This is a genomic window from Sneathiella chinensis (assembly GCF_012720115.1).
Taxonomy (GTDB): Bacteria; Pseudomonadota; Alphaproteobacteria; order Sneathiellales; family Sneathiellaceae; genus Sneathiella; species Sneathiella chinensis.
Genome location: NZ_VNWN01000002.1, coordinates 16565 through 33402, shown reverse-complemented (window position 1 = coordinate 33402; position 16838 = coordinate 16565). Strand labels below are relative to the sequence as shown.

Sequence of the window (16838 nt, the reverse complement as noted above, 5' to 3'; positions counted from 1 at the left end):
ACCATTGTCTGTATTGTCTGTTCTGGTGTGGGTTTGGAGCGGGGTTCGCAGGGCAGAAGGCGGGAAAGGCCCCGTCATCGGACTGGCGCGGTGCAGGCCTATTGCACCCGTTTCAAGGGCTGGTTTTCCGGTTTCAGCGGGGCATTGAAACAGTCCCGCGCCTCGGCCGAGCAATGGGCGCAGCAATATTGTGCCAGCATGTCGAAATTTTCGATGCGGCATTCCGGGCCGTTCACCGTCACCCCATAAGGTTTCAGTTGTAAAAAGGCGCGGGAAAAGGTCTCCGGCTTCATGCCCAGCTTCTGGGCGGCGAGGGACTTGTCATAGGGAAACCGGAAGCTGCACCCGTTGGGGCCTCGCTCCGGTGCCAGTTGCATCAGAAGGCAACCCACCCGCTGCGGGGCGCTCATCAGGGTCATATGTTCATGATCCAGATGCAGCCGGTTCATTTCACGGGACAGGCTGGAAATGACCCGCTGCATGATTTCCGGCTTCTTTTCCGTTCTTTCCCGCAAGGGCGTGATGGAAAAACTGATCAGATCGGATTTTTCCACCGCTTCGGCGCAGTAGGGATAGTCGGCATTCCCGAAAAAGGAGGCAAGGCCAAACAGGTCGCCGCCATGCAAGATGGAGCGAATGGATTCCTCGCCATCCTGGGTGATCCGGTAGGTTTTGACCCAGCCGTCCCGGATCACGAAAAAATGGTCCGCCGGATCGTCCTGCAGGAAAACCGTCTGATGACGGGCATAATGGCGTATGGTGGCGGTGTTCAGAAACACCGTCACATCGGATGGGTCCATGTCCCGGAAAAAGGGAAGGCCGTTCAGAAACTTGACTGTCTGCTCGTTCACATAGGTCATCATTCAGTCTGCGGTGCCGGATCAATTAATACATTAGTATATAATTGTTTAACGAAAAAGTCCACCGGTCCCGACTGAATAAATCATAATTTATTCGCGGCAGGGGTATCGAAAGGACAGGATCAGTTCATACAGAACCTGAACCCGGGTATCGGTCTTGCCGTCCTCTGAGGGGGCGGCCAGCTTGTCTTCCAGCCAGGCAAGGGCCAGCCGGATATCATCCTCTCGCGCCCCCGTATCCTGAATATCGAGCACCTGATCACTGTCCAGATCGGTCAGGATGGCCTGTATTTCCCGGGCCGTTGCGGGCCGTGTGCTTGCCAGTCGGGTCATTGATACTCCCTCCAGTTTCAGTCCCGTACGATCGGTGCTGTCCCAAAGTCGTTTTTTCCCCTCACGGTCTTCGGGTGGTCTGCTTGAAAGGCTGACAGTCTGGACGGGGTCGCTTTCCGGTGTCTTGACGAATATCAAGTCGGTTCATTTTCCCGTTTTGATAATCATCAAGACGCGAGCAAGTCATTCATGGCTAGCTGTCTTTTTTGGCAAAAAAGAGCGGTTTAACCGCCCTGTACGGATTTCAGACAGTTGCAGGTGGCATTCCCGGTTCAGGCACGTGGTAAATGCGGAGGACGGGTCATGACAACAACAGATGTGGATTATGAACTGGTGACGGCCCTTGAAAAGGCGGCAATCCCCTTGGGCGGTAGCCTGAGCGAGTATGATGGAATTGTCCGGGCCGCACGGGGCAAGCGGTTTGTCCTGATCGGGGCGGCGTCCTACGGCACCCGTGAATTTTATCGGGCGCGGGCGGAAATGACCCAGCGCCTGATCGAGGAAGGCGGCTTCGATGCCGTGGTGGTTGAGGCGGACTGGTTCGATGCCGACAGGGTGAACCGCTTCGTGTCCTGCCTGAGCAAGGAAAGTGCGAACGCGGCCCTTGGCGATTTCCGGCGCTTTCCGGTGTGGAAATGGCGCAATCGGGAGGTGTTCCAGTTCATCGAATGGCTGCAGGCCTATAATTACGAGTTCCGGTCCCCGGAACTGGGGCGGCTGACGGCCCCCCTGCCGGTTGGCTTTTATGGTCTGGATCTTTTTAGCATGACGGAGTCTATCCGCACCCTTCTTGACAATCTGGATAGGGCGGACCCGCTGGCCGCCCGCCGCGCCCGTGTTCATTATGCGGATCTGGAACATCTGCCCGGCAAGTTTCGGGACGGGCGGGGGAGTGACTCCCTCGATCTGCCAGAGCAACGAGGGAGGGAGGCCCTGCATCATCTGGCCGCCTTCCGGCGCGAGAGTTTTCGGTCCGTCACAGCAGAGCAATACCCAGCGGCGGAATGTTCGGGGGCGGACTGGAAGGCGGACATGCTGCAGCAGGCTGAACAGTATGATCAGGTGTTCCTACAAGGGGGAGCGGATTTCTGGACCGTCCGGTCGCAGCACATGTTTGAGACCCTGTGTAAGGTTGCAGATTTCTGCGGTGCGCGGCTGGGGCGGGACGCCCGGATCGTGGTGTGGGGGCACAATATTCACATGGGCAATGCCGCCGCCACGGATCTGTCCCGGTGCGGGATGAACAGTGTGGGGCAACTGGTGCGGGAAGCCTATGGTCAGAAAAGCCTTCTGGTCGGGTTTTCAACCAACCGGGGGCAGGTGACCGTGGCCGAGGGGTGGGGCCAGCCGTCCCGCCTTCGGACCCTTCTTTCCGCAGTGCCGGACAGTATCGAGGATGTGTTCCATCATGTGAACATGAAGTCATTCCTTCTTGATCTCAGGGCCGGGGACAAGGCGGTTGATCTGTTGATGGCCCGGCGCCGGTTGGAACGCTCCATCGGGGTGGTGTACCGGCCGGAAGCTGAACGGGACAGTCACTATATCAAGGTGCGCCTGCCGGAACAGTTTGACTTCGTCCTGCATTATGACGTGACAGGCGGGCTTGAGGTTTTGGGGCCGGATATGCTAGGGCCGGACGTGCGGTCAGGCTAACCGCTTCTTTCTCAGGGTTTTTCCGGGGCCTCGGGGGTGGGTTTGACCACCAGAACCGGATAGGGGATTTGATCCGCAATCCCGGCGATGTCGATCCCGAGACGCTTGCAGGCCGGTTCAGGAAGGACCACAAGGGATGGCGGATTTTGCGCATATTGCTGCAGAACCCGCTTCAGGTCCGCGACGGACCCCGCACCGGGCAGGGGCAGCAGCTGGACACTGCGATTTCCAAGAGCCCCGCTGAGAGCCTTGGCCAGTGCCATCACCGACGGAGAGCATTGGTCCGTATCACAGACAACAATGATATCCCCTTCCCGCAAGGGTTGACGCCGCCTGAGAAGCAGAAGCGGAGAGCCAAGATCAAAGGCCAGTGCTTCAAGGGGGAAGGGGGTTCCCTGTCCGGTTCCAAGGTTGTCCCGTTGCTGATAGAGCACCACAAGATCGCCCGGCCCGGCCATGGAGGCCAGCACGTCACCGGGCAGTCCCTGACGGCTATCCAACTCCCATTTCAGGGGGGCGTTTCGTTCAAGTCGCTCGAGAGAGGCACGTATCTTCAGAAGTTCACGCTTCAGGCCATGTTCAAGGCGCGGGCGGTCCAGATCGGTCAGAATGCGCCCGGTCAAGGTGACTTCCCGCACACAGGGGAGTTCGGCAATGGACAGGAGGGTCCTGTCCTCGACAAACAGACTGGTGAGGCTGGTATGCAACCGGGATGCAAGAAGGGCTGCGGCTATCAGGGTGTCCTGATAGTCAGTCGTTCCGATCAGCGGTATCAGGATACGCCTGAACAGTTTGGTCTGGTCGGTGTCCATCATCATTTTCCCTTTCCGGTCCCCTCGGGTTCCGGCCGCATGAACCGGCGGCGGGTTTCGGCAAAGGCCTTCAGGCGGGCCTGAACACGCCCGAAAACCGTGTCTTCGGGATACAGGCCGTCTGCATTTGGGCTGCCCGCCGTAAGGCCGGTCAGCAACTCAATGCCTTCGTCAATATGGGCGACGGGATAGATGTTGAACTTTCCGTCTTTCACGGCCGCAATCACATCATGACGTAACATCAGATGGGGCACATTGCTGGCCGGGACAAGGGCACCCTGCTGGCCGGTCAGGCCCCGGATCCTGCAAATATCGAAGAACCCCTCAATCTTCTGGTTGACCCCGCCGATGGCCTGCACATCCCCATACTGGTTGACCGACCCAGTGACGGCCAGCCCTTGCCGGATGGGGGCGTCTGCAAGGGCGGACAGCAGGGCATATAACTCTGCGGAGGAGGCGCTATCCCCATCCACCCCGCCATAGGACTGCTCGAACACCAGACTGGCCTGCAGCGACAGGGGAATATCCAGCGTGAATTTGGCCCCAAGGAACCCGGACAGGATCAGGACACCCTTTGAATGGAGGGGGCCACCCAGTTCCACTTCCCGCTCGATGTCGATGATCTTGCCCTCGCCGGGACGAACCCGGCAGGAAATGCGAGTCGGCTGGCCAAACATGAAACTGCCGGTTTGTAAAACGGACAGGCCGTTGATCTGGCCGGTTTTCTGCCCGTCGGTGTCAATCAGGACAATATGACGGTTGATATTTTCCTGCAGCCGTTCCCGAACCCGGTCAAGACGGCGTTCCTGCGCGTTGATGGCTTGCTGAACATGGTCCCGTTCCACATCCTTGGCCCCGGCGGTTTCGGCATGGAAATCCGCTTCGCGCAGCAGATCGGCAACCTGCACCAGACGGTTCGATATTTTCTCGGAATCACCGGTCAGGCGGATACTTTCCTCAATGACCCGGGCCACCGCCTCCTTGGTGAAGGGTTTCAATTTTTCCCGCTGGATGGTGCCTGCCAGCAGCGAGGCATAGGCCACCTGATTTTCGGGGGTTCTGGGCATCCGGTCATCAAAATCCGCAACGACCTTGAACAATTCCCTGAATTCGGGGTCGAACCGGCACAGCATGTCATACAGAAGAACGCTGCCCACCAGCACCACCTTGATATCCAGCGGGATCGGCTCCGGCACAAGCGAGACGGTACTGATCATATCCATCAGTTGGGCGGCGGATTCAATCTTGATCCGCTTACCGCGCAGACAGCGCTTCAGACTGTCCCATGAAAAAGGGTGGGACAGAAGTTTCTGGGCATCAATGATGAGGTAACCGCCATTGGCCCGATGCATCGAGCCACTGCGAATGAGGCGGAAATCGGTGATCAGTGTCCCCATATGCGAAATATGCTCGGCCCGGCCGATCAGGTTGCCAAGGGTAGGGTTATCCTCGAATATGACCGGGGCCCCATTTTTTTTGTTGTGGTTGACGATCAGGTTGACCGTGTAGCGGTTGAACCCGCCAATGGGGCCGCCCATTTCGGCATTTTCAGCTCCCTGATCGCCGCCCTGTTCCATTTGCATGATGCCAAAAATATTGGCGATCAGATCTTTTTGCACTTCCTGAAGATGGCTGACGATTTCCGGAAGATCAGCGAACTGTTTCAGGAGGTTGTCGATATACTGTGTGACCACGAACGACGTGATTTCCTCGTTAAGGGCCTGGACCTTTTCCTGATGCTCTTGCTCCCACTGCGGGACTTTCATCAGTAGAAGCTGGAGCTCTTCTTCAAGGGTCTGGATTTTTTTCTGGATTTTTTCCTTTTCCTCGGCGGACAGTTTCTCGAACTCCTGCCCGGTCATGACCTGCCCGTCCCGGATGGGGGGTAGGGCAAACCCGGAAGGGGAGCGGATCACGGCAATGTCTTCGTCCTTGGCCTTTTTCCTGAACGCATCCAGGGCTTCGGTCTGCCGGTTCTGAAAGTCGTCATTGATATTGGCCAGCCGCTGTTTGTAATCGTCACTTTCAAAGGCGCGGGGAATGGCTTCCTTGAGGATTTTGACCAGTTGCAGCATGGCCCGTTGAAAAACGATGCCCTTTCCTGGAGGCAGGCCAATGGCATTGGGGCGGGGGGCTGTTATGAAATTGTGGACATAGACCCAATCCTGTGGCGGGGCTTCCGAATTGGCCCGTTCCCCCAGCAGGCGCATGGCCATGGACCGTTTGCCGAGGCCGGATTCGCCCGCCAGATAGATGTTGTATCCTTCCCGCTTGATGGCGGCGCCGAATAGCAGGGCTTCGATGGCCCGGTTTTGTCCCGGAATGCTGTCGGAAGGGAGGATCGAGGCGGTTGAGGAAAATCCGAGGCTTTCCGGATCGCAGACCCGGCAAAGGTCTTCATGGGGAATCGGGGTAATGGTCACTGCTTTTTCCTTGTTTCCTGCTTGTATTTGGGTGGGCGTGGCATCCGGGGGCCGAATGGCCCTATAATTCCTCTTCCTGGAGATATTCAGGGATGACTGTTTCCCAGCCGAATTTTTCCTGAATATGGGACTGCATGCCGAGGGCGGCTTCTGGCTCGCCATGGACGATGAAGACCTTGCGGGGGGGCTCGCGGAAGTTTTCCAGCCACCCCAGAATTTCGGTGTAATCCGCATGGGCGGACATGCTGTCCAGAAGGTGCACATCGGCGTTGACCGGCCACATGTCGCCATGGATCTTGATTTCCTTTTCACCGCGGGCCAGCCGATCACCGCGGGTGCCGGCGGCCTGAAACCCGACCAGCAGGATGGTACTGCGCCGGTCCCCCAGATAGGTTTTTAGGTGATGGAGAACCCGGCCCCCGGTGGCCATACCACTGGCCGAAATGATGATTTTCGGCATCCGGTGATAGCTGTTGAAGATGTCCTTCGATTCATCAACCGTCCGGGTAAAGCGGGCCACATTACAGACATCATGGCAAAGAGAGCGGGACATCCGGTGGTCCGACAGGTGGCGACACAGTAATTCAGAGGCATTGATGGCCATGGGGCTGTCCAGAAAGACGGGCAGGTTGCCCGGCAACTGGCCCGTCGCCTTCAACTGGTGGATATAGAACAGGATCAGTTGCGCCCGTCCGACCGCGAAGGAGGGAATGACGACGGTTCCGCCCCGCTCAATCGTGGTGCGAACGATGTCTCCGATCTCCTTTGCGGGGTCGATGCTGTCATGTTTCCGGTTGCCATAGGTGGATTCCAGAACAAGATAGTCGGCGTCCTGCATTTTTGCGGGTTCCTTCATCACCGGGTCATTGGGGCGACCGATATCGCCAGAAAACAGGACGGATGTTCCGCCTGAGCTTTCCAGTCTGACGAAGGACGCCCCCAGAATGTGACCGGCCCGGTGCAGGGAAAAGGACAAATCCCGGTTGAGCGCATAGGCAGACCCGAACTCGACGGGCTGGAACTGTTTCAGAGCCCGGTTGGCTTCTTTTTCCGTATAGAGGGGCAGGGCCGGATGATGGCGGGTATAGCCATACCGGTTGACCCGGGCGGCATCTTCTTCCTGAATGCGGCCGCTGTCCGGCAACAGAATCCGGCACAAATCCAGGGTCCCGTCGGAACAATGGATCGGCCCCTTGAAGCCAGCCTTTACGAAACGGGGGATATAACCGCTGTGATCCAGATGGGCGTGGGTCAGCAGAACCTTGTCGATGGAGGCAGGATCAATGGGAAGGGGGTTCCAGTTTCGAAGGCGCAACTCCTTTAGCCCCTGAAACAGGCCGCAATCGACCAGAATTCTGCTGGTGTAATCCTCAAGAAGGTATTTGGACCCTGTAACCGTACCCGTTGCACCCAGAAACGTGATTTTCATCAGGAGTCTCCCACTTATGTCCGCTATTTGCCGGCTATGTGAATTTTTCCCTTCTAATATAGTATGCCTTGTCGGTAGCGGTCGCAATGGTCAACCGGGGAACGTTGGCCGAGAAATCGCTTTCTCTCGTTCCTTCAGGCGGTTACCTTGCCGTCATTCTTTTATTACACGGGGAAAAGATGCTCGATCCTGCTGTCACGGAACTGGCCATTACCGCCTTTGTCACCATGTTTGTGATCATCGATCCCATCGGGGTTCTCTCCATCTTTATCGGGCTGACCCGAACCGCTGATATTGCCTATCAGCGGCGCATGGCGATCAAGGGGACCCTGATCGGAGGGGCGATCCTGACGTTTTTTGCGCTGTTCGGGGCTGAATTCCTCAGCCTTCTCGGGGTTGGTATTCCCGCCTTCCGCATTGCCGGGGGGGTAATGGTGTTCCTGATTGCGCTGGAAATGGTGTTCGACAAGCGGATCCAGCGGCGGGAAAACCGGGCGGAGGAAATGAAGTCCGACCCCACACTGGACGATATTTCCGTGTTTCCGCTGGCCGTCCCGCTGATTTCGGGGCCGGGGGCCATTGCCTCCATCATGCTGCTGATCGGCCGGGCCAAGGGCGATTTGATGCTGCAATCCACCGTGTTTGCCGTGCTGGCCAGTGTGTTGCTGATCTGTCTGTGCCTGTTCATGCTGGCAGGCCCGTTGTCCCGTATTCTGGGCCAGACCTTTACCCATACCCTGTCGCGGGTGCTGGGGGTCATTCTGGCGGCCCTTGCGGTTCAGTTCATTCTGGACGGTATTCGCAACAGCCTGATGGTGTAGTTCGTTCAAGGGGGGTGCGCCGCGGCGCGGTCTTTTGAGTGAAAAAACCGGAAAAAACGCCTTTTATGACTGTTTTTTGACGTTTTCTCGAACTTTTCTGAATTTTTTCGTTCTTTTTCAAACGGACGGAAAATATTTCCTTTGGGCTGGAAAGTGAAAGTTATCTGTAACAAATCTGTCATAAAAACTTTTAAAAGTTGAAATGTGATCTTAGTATTCAGGCCCTGTGTCGGGCAGCTTCAGGGTGTGCCCGCAATCAAATTGACGAGTTGGGTATATGCTTCAGATCGCCGGAAACGGGAAAAACGGGTGCGCTGCTGACAGGTTGGCAGCGGTGAATTTTGGTCATGAGGGCCACGTCCACGGACGGGGTGAACAGTCATGACCGGGCTTGCAATTGAAATCCGGGACCTGACCAAATCCTATGACGGTACAGAAGCCAAGGCGGTAGACGGCATTTCCTTTACGGCGAATGCAGGTGAATTCACGGTTTTGCTGGGGCCGTCCGGTTGCGGCAAGTCATCCACCTTGCGCCTTATCGCCGGGTTGGAGCAGGCCACATCGGGCGCCATCATCATTGGGGATCAGGACCTGACATCGGCGCCGCCGAAGGAACGTCAGATTGCCATGGTGTTTCAGTCCTATGCCCTGTTTCCCCACCTGAATGTGCGGGAAAATATCCTGTTTGGGCTGAAAGTGCGGAAAATACCGGCGGCAGAGCAGGAACAGCGGCTGATGCGGGTTGCGGATTTGCTGGGCTTGTCCCAACTGCTGGAACGCCGTCCCGGGCAGCTTTCCGGTGGCCAGCAACAGCGGGTGGCGCTGGGCCGGGCGATCATCGCCGAAAAACCCGTCTGCCTGATGGATGAGCCGCTTTCCAATCTGGACGCGAAACTGCGGCACGAAATGCGGATTGAACTGCGGGCCCTGCAACAGAAACTGGGACTGACCATGGTCTATGTGACCCATGATCAGGCGGAAGCCATCAGCATGGCGGACCGGATCGTGGTCATGAATAACGGCCAGATCGAACAGGTCGCCAGCCCGAAAGAGCTGTATGACTACCCCTCTTCCATCTTCACGGCCCGTTTTATCGGGACACCGCCCATGAACATCGCGGCGCTGGACTGGAAGGACGGCAATCTGGTTGTCCGGGGGGATGATCAGGTTATTTGCACGGGGCCGGCCGAACTTGCGGGGGCGGACCTGTCCATGGGCTTGCGGCCCGAGGATATCACCGCCAGCCCGGATGAGGGGATCTGGGCAACGGTCGAGTCCATTGAATATCTTGGGGCGGACAATCTTGTGGACTGCCGGATCGGGGACAGCCTGCTGACCGTCCGGCTTCAGAATCGACTGGCTGTGACCGTAGGGGAACGGCTTCGCTTGCGTTGGGATGCAACGCATTTTCACCTGTTCGACAGTGGCTCCGGGAAACGGGTGTCATCTGTTGAAAAGCTTTAAGGCGCGCGCCTTGATGTCGGAAGGGGCCTCCTTCCGGTTTTGACGAGGACTACGCGGTTCGGGCAAAGGCCAGCCCTGCTGCACGATTAACATGTAACAACGGATGATCTTTTCAGGAGTTTAAATTCATGTCATTCCTAAGCAAAATCAAGGTTGGTGCAGGGGCAATCGCCCTTTGCGGCCTGATGGCTGGCAATGCCCAGGCTGTTGACCTGCAATTCTTCTTCCCTGTCGCCGTGGGCGGCAAGGCAGCCGATACCATTGCCGAACTGACAAACGAATACGCCGCCGCCAATCCCGACGTCAACATCGACGCGGTTTACGCCGGCAGCTATCAGGACACCATTACCAAGACCCTGACGGCCGTTCGCGGCGGCACCCCGCCGCAGCTTTCCGTTATTCTGGCGGTGGACATGTTCACCCTGATCGAGGAAGACGCCATTATCGCCTTTGATGATGTGGCGGCCACCGACGAGGACAAGGCGCTTCTGAAGGCCTTCTATCCGGCCTTCATGGAAAACAGCCAGACCGGCGGCAAGACCTATGGTATTCCCTATCAGCGTTCAACCCCGGTTCTGTACTGGAACAAGGACGCCTTCAAGGAAGCCGGTCTGGACCCGAACACACCCCCGAAAAACTGGGAAGAAATGGTCGCGTTCAGCAAGAAGCTGACCAAGCGCGATGCCAACGGCAATGTGACCCAGTGGGGCCTGCGCATTCCGTCTTCCGGTTTCCCTTACTGGCTGTTCCAGGGTCTGACCACCCAGAATGATGTCATCCTTGCCAACAACGACGGCAACGAAACCAATTTCGACGATCCGAAGGTTGTTGAAGCTCTGCAGTTCATGGTTGACCTGTCCACCAAGCACAAGGTCATGCAGCCGGGTATCGTGGAATGGGGCACAACCCCGAAGGCCTTCTTTGAAGGTCAGGCAGCCATGATGTGGACCTCCACTGGTAACCTGACAAACGTTCGTGACAATGCCCCCTTCCCGTTCGGTGTGGGCATGCTGCCAGCCAACAAGCGCTATGGTGCGCCGACTGGCGGGGGGAACTTCTACATCTTCAAGGACTCCACCGACGAGCAGAAGAAAGCCTCTTTCGATTTCATCAAATGGATCACCGCACCGGAGCAGGCCGCTCGCTGGACTATTGCGACCGGTTATGTGGCCCCGCGTCCTGACGCCTGGGAAACCAAGCTGATGAAGGACTATGTGGCGGACTTCCCGCCAGCCCTGATTGCCCGTGACCAGCTGGAATATGCAGTGGCGGAACTCTCCACCTACCAGAACCAGCGGATCACCAGCATCCTGAATGATGCCCTGGAAGCCGCGATTACCGGCAAGAAGGATCCGGCAGAGGCGCTGAAGGAAGCGCAGAAGAAAGCCGATCGCATTCTGAAAAGCTATCGCTGATGTTATGATGATCACCGGCGCAGGCCTAGGTCTGCGCCGGTGATCTTTTATTTGTTTTTGACTTTAAAAGGGATCCGGAATGCCAGGACGCAAGGAATGGGTATATGGTTGGCTGCTGCTGAGCCCGGCGCTGATTTTGCTGTTTGCCTTCACCCATTATCCCGCCGTTGTCACCATCTGGGACAGTTTCTTCTCGACCCCGCGGGGGAACCGGGAGGCCCGGTTTGTCGGTTTTGACAATTATATCACCATGCTGGAGGATGAAACCTTCTGGCAGGTTCTGACCAACAACCTGTGGTATGCGGCGGTGACCATTCCTGTCTCCATCGGTCTGGCGCTGGCCATGGCCCTGTGGGTGGATGGCAAGCTGAAGGGGCGCGGTTTTATCCGCATGGCCTATTTTGCCCCGACGGTCCTTCCCCTGATTGCGGTTGCCAATATCTGGATGTTTTTCTATACGCCCGGTTTCGGCCTGATCGACCAGATCGGCAGCCTGTTCGGCTTTTCCGAGGTGAACTGGCTGGGGGACCCTGATCTGGCACTGGGGTCGGTGATGGTGGTTGCCATCTGGAAAGAGGCCGGGTTCTTCATGATTTTCTATCTGGCAGCTTTGCAGTCGATTCCGCCCAGCCTGCGGGAAGCTGCAGCCATTGAAGGAGCCGGAAAATGGACCTTCTTCCGGCGCATTGTTTTTCCCCTGCTGATGCCGACGACCCTGTTCGTGTCGGTCAATGCGGTGATCAATTCCTTCCGTCTGGTAGACCATATCTTTGTGATGACCGAAGGCGGGCCGGATAACGCCAGTTCGCTGCTGCTGTTCTATATCTATGAAAGCGCGTTCAAATACTGGGATACGGCCTATGCCGCGGCCTTGACGGTTGTCCTTCTTATTCTTCTTTCCATTCTTGCCATCGGCCAGTTCTTCTTTGCGGACAAGCGGGTACATTACCAATGAGTGATCGTTTCAATTATGACCAGTTTCTGAACACTCTGGGGGCGTGGTTTCTGGGTATCCTGTGGTTCCTGCCGATCATTTATGCGGTGTGGACGGCCACCCATCCCGGTGAATATGCGACCCGTTTTGACCTGCTGGCCCCGCTGACCCTTGGCAATTTTGTGGATGCGTGGAATGCGGCGCCTTTTGCTCGCTATTTCCTCAACACCATCATGCTGGTGACGTTTATCCTGATTGGCCAGTTTGTGCTCTGTACGCTGGCGGCCTATTCCTTCACGCGGTTCTCGTTTCCGGGCAAGGATATCCTGTTTGCGCTGGTCCTGCTGCAATTGCTGGTCATGCCGGATATCCTGATCGTGGAGAACTATTCGACCATGCGGGCGCTGGGCCTGATTGATACCATTGCCGCCATCGGGCTGCCCTATATCGCGTCGGGCTTTGGGATTTTCCTGCTGCGGCAGACCTTCAAGACGGTGCCAAAGGAACTGGAAGAAGCGGCCCGTGTGGAAGGCGCCGGTCCGATCGGTATTCTGTGGAAGGTTTATGTGCCTCTCGCCAAGCCGACCTATCTGGCCTATGGGCTGGTGTCGGTCAGTCACCACTGGAACAACTTTCTGTGGCCGCTGATCGTGACCAATTCCGTGGAAACCCGCCCGGTGACCGTGGGTCTGTCCATTTTCGGGTCCGTGGATCAGGGGATTGACTGGTCCATCATCACGGCGGCAACCCTGATGACGTCGGGTCCGCTGCTGATCGCCTTTCTGCTGTTCCAAAGGCAGTTCGTGCAAAGCTTCATGCGGGCCGGGATCAAGTAGCGTTGTCCGCCCTGTCCAGATACGGGGTGGTATCAACCGCATCGATCTGGTCGGGGGAGAGAAACATCCGGGCATAGTCAAGATAGACCCCGGATGTGAGGAACAGGTCGAACAATTCAGGGTCTATGGCGCCCCGCTGTTTGAAGGAATGCAGAATACGCAAGGATTCTGACAGGGTTTTGGCCTTTTTGTAGGGCCGGTCCGAGGCGGTCAGGGCCTCGAAGATATCGGCAATGGCGGTGATGCGGGCGGGAATGGAAAGTGCCGCCCCCGTCAGGCCCCGCGGATATCCCGTGCCGTCCAGTGTCTCGTGATGGGTGCCGGCATATTCGGGAACCCGTTTCAGGTGCGACGGCCACGGAAGTTGCTCCAGCATGGCAATGGTCTGCATGATATGCTCGTTGATCTTGAAGCGTTCCTCTTTTGTCAGGGTGCCGCGAGCAACCGATAGGTTGTAGAGTTCCCCCCGGTTATAAAGGTGTTCGGGGATCGGGATGTTAAACCCGTATCCCGCATAGAGGTCATTCGGGTCCCGTGAGGACGGGACAAGATGTTCCGGCCGGTCCGACAGCAGGGGTTCCGCTGCAGGCAGCGTCGGGTCCGTGTCGGGACACCGCCCAAGTTCCTCATGGCCCAGACCCAGCCGGTTATCGAAATGGCGGAGCCATGTTCGCTCTGCGATTTCTTTCAGGCGGACTGTCTTTTCATCCTCCATGAATTCACCGCCGAGATTGCACCGGGCGACAAACTCAAAGTCGCGGCTGAGTTCGGCCGCAAGGGGGGCCAGTTCCGCCTCCACGGTTTTCAGGGTGTCCGGGGTCAGGTGAGCCTTGAGGAGGGAAACTTCTGCATCCCGCCGCAGGACCTCAAACCGGGTTCTGATTTCATGGATGCGGTCATACAGGGTTTCCAGCTTGGTGGCCTTGTCGACCACATATTCCGGTGTGGAGACCTTGCCGCAGTCATGCAGCCAGGTTCCGATCCGAAATTCCCGCCATTCCTTGTCGGTGGTAAAGCGAAAATCGGCCAGTGTCCCCTGTTCGGATCGGGACGCGGCCTCTGCCAGCATGCGGGCCAGAACGGGGACGCGGGCGCAATGAGCCCCGGTATAGGGGCTTTTGGTGTCGATGGCACCGGCTAGCAAGCGGATCATGGCTTCCACAAGCTGTTCAAGTTCGGCGGCCAGTTGATGATTATGCAGGGCCGTTGCGGCTTGCGCGGACAGAGCCTCGACAAATTGCTGGATATCCTCATCGAAGGGGATGATCTCGCCCGTTTCCGGGTCAAGGGCATTGACCAGTTGAAGCGCCCCCAGAATGTCACCGTCCTTGGGTTTCAGGGGCACCGACAGGAAGGAGACAGATCGATAATTATACTGTTCATCAAGGGCGCGGGCCCGTGAAAAGTCGTATCGGGTCTGGTCATAGGCATCGTGAATATTGGTGGTTTTGCCGGACAGCACACAGAAACTGGCAATATTCTGGTTGTTGGGGGTGCCATCCTCCAGATAGAGGGGGACAGGCGGGAACTTTGGTGTCTTTTCCTGATCCGTCTCGAAAGACAGCCCCAGCGTTCCGTTTCGGATGATACGGACCTGCAGGTCTTTCTGGGCGTTCAGCATGAACAGGGTCGCCCCATCGGCGTTGGCGATTTCCGCAGCACCGTTCAGGATCATGCTCATCAGTTTGTGGATATCCTGTTCGGCGGTCATGGCGATGCCGAGCTCCACAAGGCGGGACAGCTTGGCCTGTGTCTTTTCAAGAGCGGCGGTATTGTCGCGAAGAGAGGTCTTCATATGGGTGAAGGAATGACCGAGCGCGGAAAATTCCCGGATACGGGACGGCGGCGGGGCCGTCTTGTCAAAGATCAGGGTGCGGACCCGTTCCGCATCTGCAGCCAGTTTCGAGACAAAGGTCGCAATGCGGGATGAATAGAAATAGGCAAATGGCGAAATCAGCAGAAAGATCAGCAGGTTGGCAAGCAGGATGTCGCGGGTGATGGCCCCAAGCCGGGGGGTGAAATCGCTAAACGGGGCAAGGACTGCGATGCCAATCGACTGGCCCCCGCCGCCCGCCCAGTATTTGACCCGCCACATGGAAGGGGTACCAAGGAAGTCAATTTTCTCCGCCCATCCCTGACCGTGGTCTGCCATCAGGGTCCGAAAAAGCCCGACCTGTATGTCGGGCAGCGCGGCCGGAAAGGTTAGTTTCCCGGTTTGTGGCACCAGAGTGCGGTTGACGGCAAGGAGGCGCTGGGTGCTGTCAAACAGGATCAGGCCGCCGCTTCGGGAGACCGGAGTTTTCTGGATGAAGTCGGACAGGCTTTGTAGGGAGAAATCAATCCCGAAAACATGCCCGCTGTCCCCCATCCGGTGGGATGCGGTCATGCCCTGCCGGTTGAGGGCATAGAACTGATAGGCGGAGGACAGGGTGGGAGTGTTGCTTTTTTGGGCCTGCTGGAACCACGGGCGGCTTCTGGGGTCAAAGCCATTGTCCGGGCCGTCCCGCCGGGCAAGTTCGGTCAGCGCGGGATCAAGGAACGACCAGCGGACCGTCCGCGCCCCGCTTCCGGGGGTGATCCTGATCTGGTACACGGCCCATCGGGTGCCGGGCGGCGGGGCCAGATCCCGCAGGATTGGCGTGGCCAGCGGGGCGTTCAGGACCTGATAAAAGCCCCCGTCCCGAAACCCGAAGAAGGCGGACTGGAAATCCGGGTTGTTTTCAAGGATGGCGGTCAGGGGAAGCAGGATATCCCCCTCCTGACCGCTGGTTGTTTTGGCATGGGCGTCCTGAAGCAGGCTGCCATAGAGGGCGGATTGCAGCAGGATGGAGAGTTTATTGTTCACATTGGCATAGGCCCTCTCCACCGCTTCCTCAAAAACGGTTGCGGCGGTTTCCTCGGCCGCAAGCACCCCGGTCCGATAGGTCACAAATGTGGAGGCCAACCCGAAGGTCAGGATCAGCAGGACGATGGCAAGCAGGATACTGGTTTTCAGGGACAGTTTCATGGATACCGGAGCCTTGCATATGAGGGGTGGGGCGACCGTTGCCACCACAGGCTGTTGACAGGCGTAGTGACTGATTTACAAAGACTAACATTAAATTAGTAATATTTGATGGAAAAATAGGCAAAACATGTGTTGCCTTTGTTTCCTTGGGGGGCTTAATGTCCGGGTGCCCTTCCAATCTTTGAACAGAAGTATGCTGACATGACCATTGAAACCCTTCTTGCCACCCGTAGCGGATCCGTTTGTGAACTTTGCAGCGGGGTGATAGACCTTGCCGTTCTGGATGTTGCACCGATGGATGATGGGGCACCGGATCATGTGGCCTTTGTGTGCCGGACCTGCCGGGACCAGATGGATGGCAGTGCAGAGGTTGATGGCCATCACTGGCGGTGCCTGAACGACAGCATGTGGAGCGAGGTTCCCGCCGTAAAGGTGCTGGCATGGCGGATGCTGAACCGTTTGTCCGGTGAAGGCTGGGCGCAGGACCTGCTGGACATGATGTATCTGGATGATGAAACACTGGACTGGGCGAAAAGCGGCGCGGTTGCCGGTGCGGACAAGGACGGTGATGGCGGCCATAAGGACAGCAACGGCGCCGTTCTGCAGGCCGGCGACACGGTCATCCTGATCAAGGACCTGAAAGTGAAGGGCGCCGGATTTACCGCCAAGCGGGGAACCGCCGTACGGGGTATTTCGCTGGTGCCGGATAATCCGGGGCAGATCGAGGGCCGGGTCAATGGACAGCATATTGTGATCCTGACCGAATTTGTGAAAAAGAACTGATCCCGGTCGCAGGCCGCGACAGACATCCCTGAAAAGTTGATCAACGGCGCATAGTTTTCGTAAAATTG

At 57.3% G+C, this 16838-nt stretch carries 13 protein-coding genes; 7 read left to right on the top strand and 6 right to left on the bottom strand.

The window, feature by feature from the left end:
* Positions 1-98: 98 nt before the first annotated feature.
* The gene (locus tag FQB27_RS00135; protein ID WP_169558853.1) at positions 99-863 is read right to left on the bottom strand and encodes a Crp/Fnr family transcriptional regulator; all 765 of its coding nucleotides are present in this window, start codon (positions 861-863) and stop codon (positions 99-101) included.
* 87 nt (positions 864-950) lie between these two features.
* On the bottom strand, positions 951-1193 hold the full coding sequence (locus tag FQB27_RS00130; protein ID WP_169558852.1) for a hypothetical protein: 243 nt from the start codon (positions 1191-1193) through the stop codon (positions 951-953).
* 303 nt (positions 1194-1496) lie between these two features.
* On the opposite strand from FQB27_RS00130, the gene FQB27_RS00125 reads away from it, so the two are divergent.
* Positions 1497-2846: an erythromycin esterase family protein gene (locus tag FQB27_RS00125; protein ID WP_169558851.1), complete on the top strand. Its 1350-nt coding sequence runs from the start codon at positions 1497-1499 to the stop codon at positions 2844-2846.
* An 11-nt stretch (positions 2847-2857) separates the two neighbouring features.
* On the opposite strand, the gene FQB27_RS00120 is transcribed toward FQB27_RS00125, so the two are convergent.
* The 3 genes from FQB27_RS00120 to FQB27_RS00110 all read right to left on the bottom strand — a co-directional run bounded on the left by FQB27_RS00120 (position 2858) and on the right by FQB27_RS00110 (position 7510).
* On the bottom strand, positions 2858-3664 hold the full coding sequence (locus FQB27_RS00120) for a hypothetical protein (protein WP_169558850.1): 807 nt from the start codon (positions 3662-3664) through the stop codon (positions 2858-2860).
* Positions 3661-6081 carry a Lon protease family protein gene (locus FQB27_RS00115; protein ID WP_169558849.1) on the bottom strand — a complete coding sequence of 807 codons (2421 nt, stop codon included), beginning with the start codon at positions 6079-6081 and terminating at the stop codon, positions 3661-3663. Before FQB27_RS00115 ends, FQB27_RS00120 begins: the two co-directional genes overlap by 4 nt.
* Before the next feature lie 61 nt (positions 6082-6142).
* A complete protein-coding gene (locus FQB27_RS00110) occupies positions 6143-7510 on the bottom strand; it encodes an MBL fold metallo-hydrolase RNA specificity domain-containing protein (RefSeq protein ID WP_169558848.1) in 1368 nt (455 codons plus the stop codon).
* 179 nt (positions 7511-7689) lie between these two features.
* Between FQB27_RS00110 and FQB27_RS00105 the strand changes: the two genes are divergently transcribed.
* From FQB27_RS00105 to FQB27_RS00085, 5 genes are all read left to right on the top strand, one after another.
* On the top strand, positions 7690-8331 hold the full coding sequence (locus FQB27_RS00105; RefSeq protein WP_169558847.1) for a MarC family protein: 642 nt from the start codon (positions 7690-7692) through the stop codon (positions 8329-8331).
* A gap of 381 nt (positions 8332-8712) precedes the next feature.
* Positions 8713-9795 carry an ABC transporter ATP-binding protein gene (locus FQB27_RS00100; RefSeq protein ID WP_169558846.1) on the top strand — a complete coding sequence of 361 codons (1083 nt, stop codon included), beginning with the start codon at positions 8713-8715 and terminating at the stop codon, positions 9793-9795.
* Between the two features lie 185 nt (positions 9796-9980).
* Positions 9981-11210, top strand: coding sequence for an ABC transporter substrate-binding protein (locus FQB27_RS00095; protein ID WP_348540518.1), 1230 nt, complete (start codon positions 9981-9983; stop codon positions 11208-11210).
* Positions 11211-11289: 79 nt separating this feature from the next.
* A complete protein-coding gene (locus FQB27_RS00090; protein ID WP_169558844.1) occupies positions 11290-12165 on the top strand; it encodes a carbohydrate ABC transporter permease in 876 nt (291 codons plus the stop codon).
* Positions 12162-12980, top strand: coding sequence for a carbohydrate ABC transporter permease (locus tag FQB27_RS00085; protein WP_169558843.1), 819 nt, complete (start codon positions 12162-12164; stop codon positions 12978-12980). The genes FQB27_RS00090 and FQB27_RS00085 overlap by 4 nt, the downstream gene beginning before the upstream one ends.
* On the opposite strand, the gene FQB27_RS00080 is transcribed toward FQB27_RS00085, so the two are convergent.
* Positions 12973-15987, bottom strand: a complete 3015-nt coding sequence (locus FQB27_RS00080) for an HD domain-containing phosphohydrolase (RefSeq protein WP_206374119.1) — start codon at positions 15985-15987, stop codon at positions 12973-12975. The genes FQB27_RS00085 and FQB27_RS00080 overlap by 8 nt on opposite strands.
* Positions 15988-16188: 201 nt before the next feature.
* Between FQB27_RS00080 and FQB27_RS00075 the strand changes: the two genes are divergently transcribed.
* Positions 16189-16770 (top strand): PhnA domain-containing protein, encoded by a 582-nt coding sequence (locus tag FQB27_RS00075; RefSeq protein WP_169558842.1) that lies wholly within the window; start codon positions 16189-16191, stop codon positions 16768-16770.
* Positions 16771-16838: the final 68 nt, after the last annotated feature.